Source organism: Amycolatopsis sp. NPDC004747 (assembly GCF_053601335.1).
Genome location: NZ_JBSGBQ010000022.1, coordinates 52,832 through 64,621 on the forward strand (window position 1 = coordinate 52,832; position 11,790 = coordinate 64,621).

The window sequence follows — 11,790 nt, forward strand, 5'->3', positions numbered from 1 at the left end:
ATTCACGTCAACGAATATCTTCGCCGGGGAGCCAGCGCAGCCCGTAGGCGTACCCCAGCTGCGGCGCGGCGAACTCCTGCGCCACCTCGCACGCGCCGTCCAGCGGCAGCGGCTCGCCGGGCTGGGGCGGGTCGGCGAGCACCGAGGGCGGGACGCGGTCCAGCCGCCACACCACCCGCGGCGGCTTCCGCGGGTCGAAGCGGACGCGCACCTCGAACGACTCGCACGTCACCAACGGCACGAACACGTACGACGGCCGGGTCGGGAGGCCGTCGCGGATGCGGTACACCAGCGAATACGTGTGGGTGTCGCCGCGGTCGAGGGCGTGGGGCAGCTCGAGCAGCCAGCGGAAGTGCCGCTGGCCCTCCCGGGTGCCGTCGCTGATCCGGACGCCGTGCCGGGCGTCCGCGGCGACGTCGCGCTCGCCGTCGCGGCCGTCCTCGGTGCGCGGCACCGTGAACTGCGCGGAGATCCGGCCGAGGGCGTCGCGGGTGGCCACGATCAGGCGTTCCTCGGTCACCTCCGGCTCGGCGGTGTCGAGCCGGACGAGCACCTTGAGCCGCTTGACGAACCAGCCCTCGTCGGGGTCGGGCGCGCCGGCGGCGGGCCGCCTGCCGGCTTCGATCTCCGCGGCGAGCCGGGCGAACGACCGGTCGACGCGGCGGCGGGCGGTGCGCTCCGAGACGCGCAGCTGATCCGCGAGGACGCCGATCCGGTCACTCAGCAGGGCGTGCTGCGCGCCGGGGGCGATGCCCAGGGCGACGTTGACCGCCAGCCTGTCTTCGTCCGGGAATTCCGCGATCGCGACCGAAATCGCTTCGCGCAGAACGCGGCGCGCATCGCGATCGCTGGTCGTCCGGTGGATTTCGCACCAGCCGGAAACGAGCGGCCCGAGCCGGCTGCGCAACCGGTCGGCTTCCAATCCCCAGCCGCGCCGCAACGTGGTGAGCTCGCGGAGCAGCCCGTCCTCCTGTGCCATGGGATTTCCATTGTGCCATGCGGACTTCCCGGCGATCGGCGGCACCGGCTGCGCCGATCAGGTGATTCCGGAGTGGCCAGGGATTGGCCAGTTCGCGGCGATTTCGGCCCGCGCGTGACCTTTTCCGCTTCGCCGGCTGCCCGACCATTTCCCCGTCGACTTCCGGCGTCGGCATCGGGGAGGAAGGGTGCTCGACACTACCGGGCCGGCCGAGGTCGCCGGCGTCCGGCGGCTCGCCCGCGACGGCCTGCTCGCCGGCTCGGCGGCGGCCGCGCGGCCCCGCGCACTCGCCCGCCTGCGCGGCGGGGTCTACACCGTGGCGTGGCCGCTGGTCTTCACGCGGATCACCAGGCCGCTGGAACACCGGCGCCGCCACGCGGACTGCGCCCGCGGGCTCGAATGGCTGCGCCCCGACTGCCTCGACCGCTTCCACGACGACGTCGAGGCGGTGGTGGACCACGCGCTGCGGCGTGCGACCGGGCCGATCGAGAACCTCGAGGGCTGGCTGGCGACCCGGCTCACCCCGGCCACGGTCGACGCGCACCGGCGCCGCCGCGGCGAACTCGGGGCGCTGCAGCGGCCGCGCCTCCCGGCGTGGCTGGCCGAGGCGCTCGACGGCGATCCGTGGCTGTGCGACCTGGCGGTGCAGATCCTGATCTGGGTCGGTGTCCCGGCGACGGCCGGCGCCGAGCTGTGGCCCCTGGACGGCTGGGCGGCGCGGCGCACCGAGATCACGGGCGAGCCACCGGCCGGCCGCGACCCGCTCGACCGCGAGGTCGACCGGGTGCTGGCCGCGATGCGCACCCGGCCGGCGTGGTACGCCGAGCACGTCGAGCGCCCGCTGGGGCACAAGCAGGCCCCGGTCGCCCCGATGCCGGCCGAGCTCCCGGCGCTCGAGCTGGTCGCCGAGCACGAGCTGGCGGACGCGCGGCTGGCGGGACTGGCCGAGCAGGCCCTGCTGGCGATCGAGGCGAAACTGGACCGGGGCGAAACGCCCGCCGCGGCGGTGACGACGGTGGTCCGCACGGTGTTCGGCGAGCACGCACCGGCCGGCCCGGCCGGCGACGACTGGCTGGCGGCGGCGCTGGCGGACCAGGAGCGCGTGGCGGAGATCGTGGCCACGGTCCTGGCGATCCTGGACCGCTGACCCACCCGCCTCCGCACGGCTCCCGGCGACCGCCCCAAGGTGGCCTTCGGTGCGTCAGACGCACCCAAGGTGGCCTTGGGGCGCTACCGGACCCGCCGGGGTTGCTTCGGCGCGGCCGGGAGCGGCAGCGGTTCGCCGGCCTCGCGGCAGCCGTACCGCACGAACAGCGCCTGCGCCTGGTCGCGCAGCTCGGTGGCGCGGTGTCCGTTCCCGGACAACGCCGCCGCGGTCGCCAGGTCGCGGAGGGTCCTCGCCTGCCAGACCGGCAGGCCCAGCGCGTGCCACCACTCCAGCGACCGCTGCAGGTGCACGGACGCCGCCGCCGGCTCGCCGCCCGCGAGGTCGAGCTCGCCGAGGGTGCGCAGGACCAGCGCCTGGCCGAAGCCGTCCTGGAGTTCGTTGCACGTGCTCAGGGCCTCGTCGAGCGAAGCACGGACCTCCTCGCCCCGGCCCTGCCGGATCCGCACCTTCGCCAGCGCCTGGTCGGCGTAGGCGACGACGAGCCTGCTGCCGACGATCCGCAGTTCGTCCGCCGCCCGGGCGCAGCAGTCGGCGGCTTCGTCGAGCCGGCCCGCCGCGCGGTGGATGATGCCGATCGACCGCAGGGCCAGTGCCGCGCCGCGGCGGTTGCCCGACGCGCGCCAGTACGCCAGCGCCTTGGCCACGGACTCCGCCGCGTGGCCGAGGTCGCCGGCTTCGGTGAGGATCATGCCGAGGTTGTGCTCGGCCCGGGCGAGCTCCTCGTCGGTCCCTTCGCGCCGCAACACCGGGACCGCTTCGGTCAACGCCTGCTCGGCCTCGGCGAACGAGCCGCGTTCGCGCAGCACGAAGCTCAGGCTCAGCCAGGTCCGGGCCCGGCCGAGGCGGTCGCCGACGGTCGCGTACGCGGCGAGCGCCTGGTGGTAGTACGCCAGCGACTCGTCGAACCGGTCCTGCTCGAAGTAGAGCGTCGCGATCCCGTGCAGCACCAGCCCTTCGGCCGCGCGGTCACCCGCCCGCCGGGCCGCGGCCAGCGCGGCGGTGTGCGTGCGCCGCCACTGGCCGAACTGGTTGCGGGCGGCGAAGGTCGAGGCGGACAACGCCGAAGCCAGCTCGGCCGCGGTGGCCACCAGGTCCAGTTCGCCGGTCCGTTCGACCACGCCGACCAGCAGCTCCTCCTCGGTCTCGAACCAGGCTTCCGGATCGGCGCGGAGGCCGTCGAGCGTGGCCTGGTCCAGCCGTCCCGACCCCGCCGGCGGGGGTGTCCGGCCGGACGCGTGCCGGACCAGGTGCAGCGCGTCGGTGCCCACGCGCTCCAGCGCCGCGCGGATCTCTTCGGCGGTCTCCTCGGCTTCGCACAGCTCAACGGCGTACGCCATGGTCAAGTCGTGGATGCGGTACCGGCCCAGCCCGGTGACGTCGGTGCCGGCGGGGTCGAGCAGCTGCGCGTCGACCAGCCTTTCGACCACGTCCTCGGCTTCGGCGACGGGTACGTCCAGCAGCGGGGCCGCCAGCCAGCCGGCGAACTCCTGGACACCGGTCAGGCCCAGGCGGCGCAGCGCGGTGCGCTCCGGCTCGCCGAGGCCGTCGTAGCTCACCGCGAGACTGCCCCTGACCTCCAGGTCGCCGAGGACGAGTTCGTTGAGCAGCCGCTGCTTCCGGCCCAGCCGCTGCGCCAGGCGGGCCACCGGCCACTCCGGCCGGGCGGCCAGCCGGGCACCGGCGATGCGGACCGCCAGCGGCAGGTGCCCGCACAGCCGCACGATCTCCAGCGCGGCACCGGGTTCGGCCGCCAGCCTCGGCCCGACCAGCCCGGCCAGCAGTTCGAGGGTCTCCGCCTCGGGCAGTTCGGGCAGGTCGAGCAGCGTGACGCCCTCCAGCGCGGCCGGCCGGACCCGGCTGGTGACCAGCACCGCGCAGCCGGCACCCGCGGGCAGCAACGGCCGGATCTGCTTCTCGCCTGCCGCGTCGTCGAGCACCACGAGCACCCGCCGGTCGGCGAGCAGGGACCGGTACAGGTCGACGCGCTCCGCCGTCCCGCCGGGGATCGCCGCGTCGGCCACCCCGAGCGCCCGCAGGAACCGGGCGAGCACCTCGGCCGGGTCGGCGGGCGCCGGCTGGTTGCCGTGGAGGGTGGCGTAGAGCTGCCCGTCGGGGAACTGCTCGCGGATCAGGTGGGCGATGTGCACGGCGAGGGTGGTCTTGCCCGACCCCGGCTTGCCGGAGACGGCGCAGACCCGGGCGGCCGAACCGGCCGGGCGCAGCCCCTTCAGCACGAGGTCGATCTCCTCGCGCCGGCCGGTGAAGTCCGGGATGGTGGCGGGCAGCAGGCTCGGCGTCGGTGCCGCGACCGGTGCCGCCGCTTCGCCGCCGGGTTCGGCGAGCACCGTCTGGAAGGCCGCCTGCAGCTGGGGTCCCGGTTCCACGCCGAGTTCGTCGTCGAGCAGCCGGCGTGCTTCGTGGAAGGTGGCCAGCGCGTCGGCCTGCCGGCCCGCCTGGTGCAGCGCCAGCACCAGCTTGGCGCGCAACGGTTCGCGCAGCGGGTGTTCGGCGGCCAGCGCGGTCAGCTCGCCGGCCAGTGCGCCGCCGCGGCCGAGCTCGAAGTCCGCCTCCAGCCGTGCTTCCACCGCGGACAGCCGGGCCTCGGCCAGCTTCGTCCGTTCCCGCTCGGCCCATTCACCTTCGGCTCCGCCGAGCGGCGGCCCGCTCCACAGGGCGAGTGCCTCGGCCAACGTCTCCGCAGCCACCTGCGCGTCACCGGCCGCGAGCGCTCGACGGCCCGCGCCCACCGCCCGCTCGAACCGGACCAGGTCGATCGACTCGGGGGCGACGTCGAGGATGTAACCCGGCGCCTGTCTTCGCAGGGCGTCGTCCCGGTCGCCGAGCATCCGGCGCAGCGTGGAGACGTACGTGTGGACGACCGAACGAGCGCTGTTCGGCGGGTTTTCGCCCCACAGCGCGGCGAGCAGGGTGTCGACGGACACCACGCGCCCGGCGTTGACCAGCAGCACCGCCAGCAGCGTGCGCGGCTTCGGGCCGCCGAGCGGGACCTGTTCGCCCGCAACGAGTACCGCCATCGAGCCCAGCAACCGGAATTCCACGTTCGCCCCCACAGTCCGGAAAACCCTCCCTACAGACGGAAAGCGCGCGGTGCCGTTGTCCCCATCATCCCCGCCGTGACGATCCTGTGATCCTCCCGCACACGGCGGCCTCCAGAAAAGCTCAAAAGCCACCTGGAGGTTCCCTGGAGACCCGCCCGGCAGAGTTCTGGTTGTCGCAAGCAGCAGAACGAATCCCGAGGGGGAACACCGCAATGAAGAACATCGCTCGCCTGACCGCTCTCGCTCTCGCCGTCGCCGCGCCGCTCGTGCTCGCCGGCCCGGCGCACGCCGCCGACACCGGCTCCATCTCCGGCGACGTGTGGCTCGACAGCAACAGCAACGGCCTGCGGGAGGTGGGTGAGCCGGCGATCGCGGGCCACTACATGCTGCTCGAGGGCACCAACACCGTGGTGCAGACGGACGCCAAGGGCCAGTACGAGTTCAAGAACCTCCCGCCGGGCAGCTACTCGGTGAAGTCGACCGACCGCGCCGGCTTCGGTCAGGGCTGGACGACGGTGGGTGGCGACTCGGAGTTCGCCGGAGCCGACGGCAGGCACTGGGACCCGGTGGTCCTGACCGCCGGCCGGCGAGTGACGCACCTGGACAGCGGGTTCGCCACCGCCAAGGTCGACTACCGGGCCGGCCAGATCATCATCAGCAACCCGGCCCCGAAGGTCGGCGACGTGATCGACGTCATCGGTTCCGCGGTCCCGGTCGGCAACGTCTACGACCAGTTCGGCGGCCAGCTTTCGCTGCCGGACGGCCTGCGCGTCGTCGAGCGCCTCGGCGGCATGCCGAAGTACTACGCGACCGAGCCGGCCGGCAAGGTCACCGGGTTCTTCTACGACCGTCGTCACCCGGGTGCGTACGAGTTCGTCGGTGCGCGGGTGGTCGTCGAGAAGCCGCTGTCCGCCGCCGAGATCAAGATGACCGCGTGGAAGGGCCTGTTCGGAAGCACCGACCCCGACCTGGCCAACGACGTCCTCACGACGACGCTGACCACCAGCTGACCCAGCCGGGGGCAGGGGGGCAGGAGGGCCCGATTCCCGGGGGGAGGGAATCGGGCCTTCCTCGTGCGCCCGTCAGCCGTCCTCGACCGAACGGCGGCGGGCCTCGAACACCGCTGTCAGCACCTCGGGTGCGCAGCCCGCGGCTCGCGCCCGCCGTCCCGCCGCCGTCAGCTCGGCCAGCAGGAGGTCGCGCACGGCCGCGCGGGTTGCCTCCGGGAGTCTCGAACACGGGTCGGTCACCCTCTGCTCCTCTCTCCCTCCCCCCGACGCAGCCTTCACCTGACGGACACGCACCTCAGCGCCACCACGGCGGCGGGGGCACCGGAAGCCGCAGGGGGCAGCCGGTGTGGCGGCCCGTCCAGCAGTCGGCCAGCCAGCGGGTCAGCGCCACCGGGCCGAGCAGGCTGTCCTCCCACACCGGTGTCAGCTCGCCCGCCCGGCGCAGCACGCCTTCGGCCGTGCCGCAGAACGAGACCACCGCCGCGATCGCCGCGTCGGCGCGCTCGCCCGGCCAGGCGACCGCGGCTCCCGGCAGCCGGGCCGGGATGGCCAGGCCGGTGCCGATGGTGCAGTTCCGCGCCAGCTGCACGGCGAGATCGAACTCGACCGCTTCGGCGTGACGCTGTCTCGCCCGCCAGCGGGGCGATGCGGCCGCGGCGTACAGCCCGGCCAGGCGGGCGGCGACCAGCCCGTCCCACACCGTCAGGAGCACCGCTCGCGTGTCGGCCGGATGGGCGTCGGCGAGCTCGTGGGTGACGGCGCTGAGCCAGGCACACGGGTCCTTGACTTGACGATCAGCGGCGACGGTCACGGCAGTCAGTTTCCCACCGCCACGCGGAAGCAACCCCGAGATGATCATGGTTCACCCGAGCATCACCCGGTCAGTGGCGGGCCGTTGAGCGGCGCCGTAACCCAATCGGGCACTGGGCGTGACCAAATCGTCACAGCTGTGCGATCATGTCCGCGCTCAGTGCCGAGCACGCCCCGAACCCGTTCCCGCGAAAGGTCTCCTGAGTGATCAAGATCAGCAAGAGCCGGGCCGGCACCCAGCGCGTCACCTTCAGCCTCCCGATCGGCGCGCCGCCCGGCCGGGTGAGCGTCGTGGGCTCGTTCAACGACTGGACCCCCGGCCGCCACCACCTCACGCCGCGGTCGAACGGCCGCCGGTCGGCGTCGGTGGACGTGGCACCGGGCACCGTCCTGCAGTTCCGCTACCTCGGCGAGGGCGGCCACTGGTTCGACGACCCCGACCTGCCCGACCGCGCCGACGGCAACTGCGTCTGCTCGGCGTCGTGACGCTCAGCCCCGGCGGCGCCGCTTCCCGGCGCCCCCGGTGCGCCGGGCCGGTTTCGCCGCGGCGGGCTTGCGCTCCGGGCGCTTGCGCTCCGCCGGCGCCGGCGGGCGCCCGCGCGTGCTGTTCACCGTCCGGCCGCGGACGATCCCGATGAACTGCTCCATCAGGTCGCTCGTCTCCTCCTCCAGCCACGACAGCGCCACGCTCGACTGCGGCGCGTCCGCGACCGGCCGGTAGGTGAGGTCGCGGCGGTGGTGCAGCCGGGCCAGCGACTGCGGGACGACGAGCACCCCGACCCCGGCCGCGACGAGCTCGATCGCGTCCGCCGTCGTCTCGGGCCGCGACACCGCCGGGCGGCCGGGCCGGGCCGCCCACTCCAGCGTGTCGTCGAGCGGGTGCAGCACGACCTCCTCCGCCAGATCCACGGTGGACACTTCGTCGGCCGCCGCGATCAGGTGGTCCTTGGGCACCACGACGACCGTCGTCTCGGTGTAGAGCGGGATCGCGTGCAGGCCGTCCCGGTCGATCGGCGACCGCAGCAGCGCGGCGTCGGCGTCCCGGGCGCGCAGCAGCCCGGTGGCGTCGGCGGCGGCGACCGGGACGAGGGTCAGCGGCACCTCCGGCACCCGCTCGCCCCAGGTCCGCACCCACTTGGCGGGCGTCGCCCCCGGGACGTACGCGAGCTTGAAAGAGGTCACCGGGTCAGGTTACCGGGAGTGACGCTGGCTACCCTGGACGGCATGACGTCGCACAAGACCGCCCAGACGATGAAGCCCGCGACGGCGGCGAAGAAGCTGGGCGTGTACCTCGAAGCCACCCCCGCGGAGTTCCGGGAGGGCGTCGTGACGCGCGACGAGCTCAACGCGCTGCAGGCCGACCCGCCGGAGTGGCTGCGCGAGCTGCGCCGCACCGGCCCCCACCCGCGGCCGGTGGTCGCGGCGAAGCTGGGCGTCTCCATCGGCGGCCTCACCCGCGGCGGCATCACCGAGCCGCTCACCACCGAGCAGATCGACGAGCTGAAGGCGGAAAGCCCGGACTGGCTGGTGCGAGAGCGCGCGACACAGGCCGAGGTGCGCAAGGAAGCCGTACGGGTGAAGGAAAAGCACCGCTGAGCGCCGCCGACATCTCGCCCGAGGAGGCGGACCGCCTCGACGCCGCGGACGAACTCGCCGGCTTCCGTGAGCGGTTCGTGCCGATCACCGATCCGGGTGTCGTCGCCTACCTCGACGGGAACTCGCTCGGCCGTCCGCTGCGGGCCACCGCGCGGCGGCTGCAGGAGCTCGTCGCCCACGAGTGGGGTGCGCGGCTCATCCGGTCCTGGGACGAACGCTGGCTCACGCTGCCCGAAGAGATCGGGGACGAGCTCGGCCGCGTCGCGCTCGGGGCCGCGCCGGGGCAGACCATCGTCGCCGACTCGACGTCGGTGTGCCTCTACAAGGCGCTGCGGGCCGCCGTCGCGCTGCGGCCCGGGCGCGACGAGATCGTCACCGACCGCGCGAACTTCCCCACCGACCGGTTCCTCGTCGAGAGCGTCGCCGCCGAACTCGGGCTCACCGTGCGGTGGGCCGAAGGCGACGACGTCGCCGCGGTCACCGGGCCGCGGACCGCGGTGGTCACGCTGTCCCATGTGGACTACCGGACGGCCGCGATCACCGATCTGGCCGCCGTCACGCGGACGGTGCACGAGCGTGGCGGGCTCGTCGTCTGGGACCTCTGCCACAGCGTCGGTTCGCTCCCGGTCGAGCTGGACGCCGCCGAAGCCGACTTCGCCGTCGGCTGCACGTACAAGTTCCTCAACGCCGGGCCCGGCGCACCCGCCTTCCTCTACGTCAACGCGCGCCACCACGCGGTGTTCGGCCAGCCGATCACCGGCTGGATGGGCGCGGCCGACACCTTCGGCATGGCCGCGGAGTACGTGCCGGCCCCCGGTATCCGGCGGGCGCTGTCCGGCACGCCGCCGGTGCTCGGCATGGCAGGCGTCCAGGAAGGCGTGGCGCTGCTGGCGGAAGCGGGCATCGACCGGGTGCGGGCCAAGGCCGTCGCACTCGGCCGGTGGGTGATCGCCCTGGCCGACGCGTGGCTCGTCCCGCTCGGGTTCACGGTCGCTTCGCCGCGCGAGGACGACCGCCGGGGCGGCCACGTCACCCTCCGCCACCCGGACGCTGAACGGCTCGCGCGCGTCCTGATCGAGCACGGCGTGCTCATCGACTTCCGCCGCCCCGACGGCATCCGCATCGGCTTGAGCCCGCTCACCACCGGCTTCGCCGAGGTCCGGCGGGCGATGGAGCGCATCCGCGAGCTCGCCTGAGACACATCGCCCGGCGCCGGGCCTCTCCCAAATAGTAGCCATGTACTTAGTAGCCATGTATAGTATCTGGCATGAGCACTCCCGGCCACCTCGTCTGGCGCCTCTCCACGAAGTGGCGGGTCGCCGTGGACCGCGCCCTCGCCCCGATCGGGCTGACGCACGCGCAGTACGTCTTCCTGTCCTCGCTCTCCGGCCTGGAGCGCGCCGGAGCGAGCCCGAGCCAGCGCGAACTGGCCGACCACACCGGCCTGGAAGCGCTCTACGTCTCCAAGCTCGCCCGCACGCTCGACGCCGACGGGCTCGTCGAGCGCACCCGCGACCCGGCCGACACCCGGACCGTCCGGCTGCGCCTGACCACCCGCGGGCGCGAGGTGACCGAGCCGGCCATCGCCACCGTGGCCGAGCTGCTCGACCGGCTCCTCGCCCCGCTCGGCGGCCGGGCCGGCGAGCGCACCACGGCGCTGGCGCGTGAGCTCACCCTGCTGCTCGAAACTCCGCTTGAGTCCGAAAGGACAGTCATGTTGCACCACGAGGAAACCGGTTCCGGCACCCCGATCGTCTTCCTGCACGGCAACCCCGGCTCGTCGCACGGCTGGCGGCACGTCCTCCCGCACGTCGGCGGCGGACGGCTGCTGGCCCCCGACCTGATCGGGATGGGCCGCTCGCCCAAGCCGGACATCGCGTACACCTTCGCCGACCACGCCCGCCACCTCGACGCCTGGTTCGACGCGCTCGGCCTGGACGACGTCGTCCTCGTCGGGCACGACTGGGGTGGCGCGCTCGCCTTCGACTGGGCGGCGCGCAACCCCGGCCGGGTGCGCGGGCTCGCCTTCTTCGAGACCATCGTGAAACCCATGGCCTGGGCCGACCTGACCCCGCAGGCGGCCGAGCGCTCGCGGAAGATCCGCACGCCGGGGGTCGGCGAGGACCTGGTGCTGACGCAGGACCTGTTCATCCGCCAGGCGTTCACCGGCGGCGTGCGCACCCCGGTCGCCGACGACGACCTGGCCGCCTACCTGGCCCCGTTCCCGACGCCGGAAAGCCGCCGCCCGGTGCTGGCCTGGGCCCGCCAGCTGCCCCTCGGCGGCGACCCGGCCGAGCTGGTCGAGCGCATCGAGGCCTACGACGAGTGGCTGGCCGCCAGTGAGCGCACCCCGAAGCTGCTCATGACGTTCGAAGGGTCACCGACGCTGCTCATCAGCGAGAAGACGGCGCAGTGGTGCGGCGAGCACATCACCGCGCTCGAGATCGTCGCGTGCGGGGAAGCCGGGCACCACGCGCAGGAGGACCGGCCGAAGGAGATCGCGGCGGAAATCGCGGCGTGGCTGGACCGGCACGGGCTGCGCTAGGTGTGCCGCAGCGGCGGGCTCGCCGACACCCCCAGCACCCGCCCGGCCACCCACGCCAGGGCGTCCGCGGTCCGGGCGGGGGTGTCCGACGGCTGCATGACGTGGCTGAGGACCGTGCGGACGACCAGGTCGATCACCACCGTGACCTGCTCGTCCGCCAGCGGGGGCCGGTACGCCGCCACGCGGACGGCCAGCATCGCCTTCGCCTGGGTGAGCAGCGCGTCCGCGTCGGTGGTCAGCAACGGGAGGAGCTCGGGGGCGGTGCCGTGCGTCGCGGAGGCGATCGCGCGCAGCAGCGTGTTGTCGTCCGCAAGCTCCAGGACCCCGCGGACGGCGTCGTAGATCGCCTCGACCAGGTCGTCCGGGTGGCGGTCGAAGGCCGTGCCGACGACCGAGAGGAACCGGTCGAGCTCGTGCGCGACCATCGCCTCGGCCAGCGCGGCCTTGGAACCGATCTCGTTGTACACGGTCTGGCGGCTGACGCCGGCCAGCTCGGCCAGCCGGGCCATCGTGACCGCCTGCCAGCCGGACCGCGCGGTCAGCTCGATCGCCGCGGCGATGATCGGCCGCCGGTGCTGACCACCTTCCGGCGGCACCGGAACCGCGCTGCTCATGATCGGCAT

The 11,790-nt window shown here is 73.9% G+C and carries 12 protein-coding genes; 6 read left to right on the top strand and 6 right to left on the bottom strand.

Features of this window, described 5'->3' with window-relative positions:
* Window positions 1-7: 7 nt before the first annotated feature.
* Window positions 8-979, bottom strand: a complete 972-nt coding sequence (locus tag ACWEGE_RS31055) for a hypothetical protein (RefSeq protein ID WP_449663994.1) — start codon at window positions 977-979, stop codon at window positions 8-10.
* Window positions 980-1,166: 187 nt separating this feature from the next.
* Between ACWEGE_RS31055 and ACWEGE_RS31060 the strand changes: the two genes are divergently transcribed.
* Window positions 1,167-2,126, top strand: coding sequence for a hypothetical protein (locus tag ACWEGE_RS31060; protein WP_449663995.1), 960 nt, complete (start codon window positions 1,167-1,169; stop codon window positions 2,124-2,126).
* An 83-nt stretch (window positions 2,127-2,209) separates the two neighbouring features.
* Here ACWEGE_RS31060 and ACWEGE_RS31065 read toward each other — a convergent pair whose 3' ends face one another.
* Window positions 2,210-5,182 (bottom strand): BTAD domain-containing putative transcriptional regulator, encoded by a 2,973-nt coding sequence (locus ACWEGE_RS31065; protein WP_449663996.1) that lies wholly within the window; start codon window positions 5,180-5,182, stop codon window positions 2,210-2,212.
* A gap of 236 nt (window positions 5,183-5,418) precedes the next feature.
* On the opposite strand from ACWEGE_RS31065, the gene ACWEGE_RS31070 reads away from it, so the two are divergent.
* Window positions 5,419-6,216, top strand: a complete 798-nt coding sequence (locus ACWEGE_RS31070; protein ID WP_449663997.1) for an SdrD B-like domain-containing protein — start codon at window positions 5,419-5,421, stop codon at window positions 6,214-6,216.
* Window positions 6,217-6,288: 72 nt separating this feature from the next.
* Here the strand turns inward: ACWEGE_RS31070 and ACWEGE_RS31075 are convergent, their stop codons facing one another.
* Both ACWEGE_RS31075 and ACWEGE_RS31080 read right to left on the bottom strand, forming a co-directional pair.
* Window positions 6,289-6,456 carry a hypothetical protein gene (locus ACWEGE_RS31075; protein ID WP_449663998.1) on the bottom strand — a complete coding sequence of 56 codons (168 nt, stop codon included), beginning with the start codon at window positions 6,454-6,456 and terminating at the stop codon, window positions 6,289-6,291.
* Between the two features lie 55 nt (window positions 6,457-6,511).
* Window positions 6,512-7,027, bottom strand: coding sequence for a hypothetical protein (locus tag ACWEGE_RS31080; RefSeq protein WP_449663999.1), 516 nt, complete (start codon window positions 7,025-7,027; stop codon window positions 6,512-6,514).
* Window positions 7,028-7,230: 203 nt separating this feature from the next.
* Between ACWEGE_RS31080 and ACWEGE_RS31085 the strand changes: the two genes are divergently transcribed.
* The gene (locus tag ACWEGE_RS31085) at window positions 7,231-7,512 is read left to right on the top strand and encodes an isoamylase (protein WP_449664000.1); all 282 of its coding nucleotides are present in this window, start codon (window positions 7,231-7,233) and stop codon (window positions 7,510-7,512) included.
* Window positions 7,513-7,515: 3 nt separating this feature from the next.
* Here ACWEGE_RS31085 and ACWEGE_RS31090 read toward each other — a convergent pair whose 3' ends face one another.
* A complete protein-coding gene (locus ACWEGE_RS31090) occupies window positions 7,516-8,208 on the bottom strand; it encodes a LysR substrate-binding domain-containing protein (protein WP_449664001.1) in 693 nt (230 codons plus the stop codon).
* Between the two features lie 42 nt (window positions 8,209-8,250).
* Between ACWEGE_RS31090 and ACWEGE_RS31095 the strand changes: the two genes are divergently transcribed.
* From ACWEGE_RS31095 to ACWEGE_RS31105, 3 genes are all read left to right on the top strand, one after another.
* Entirely contained in the window at window positions 8,251-8,622 is a 372-nt protein-coding gene (locus tag ACWEGE_RS31095) for a DUF5997 family protein (RefSeq protein WP_449664002.1), read from the top strand.
* On the top strand, window positions 8,619-9,818 hold the full coding sequence (locus tag ACWEGE_RS31100) for a kynureninase (protein WP_449664097.1): 1,200 nt from the start codon (window positions 8,619-8,621) through the stop codon (window positions 9,816-9,818). Before ACWEGE_RS31095 ends, ACWEGE_RS31100 begins: the two co-directional genes overlap by 4 nt.
* A 71-nt stretch (window positions 9,819-9,889) precedes the next feature.
* Complete coding sequence (locus ACWEGE_RS31105) at window positions 9,890-11,167, top strand: haloalkane dehalogenase (RefSeq protein WP_449664003.1); 1,278 nt, start codon at window positions 9,890-9,892, stop codon at window positions 11,165-11,167.
* On the opposite strand, the gene ACWEGE_RS31110 is transcribed toward ACWEGE_RS31105, so the two are convergent.
* Window positions 11,164-11,790, bottom strand: a complete 627-nt coding sequence (locus ACWEGE_RS31110) for a TetR family transcriptional regulator (RefSeq protein ID WP_449664004.1) — start codon at window positions 11,788-11,790, stop codon at window positions 11,164-11,166. The two genes, ACWEGE_RS31105 and ACWEGE_RS31110, sit on opposite strands and share 4 nt — an antisense overlap.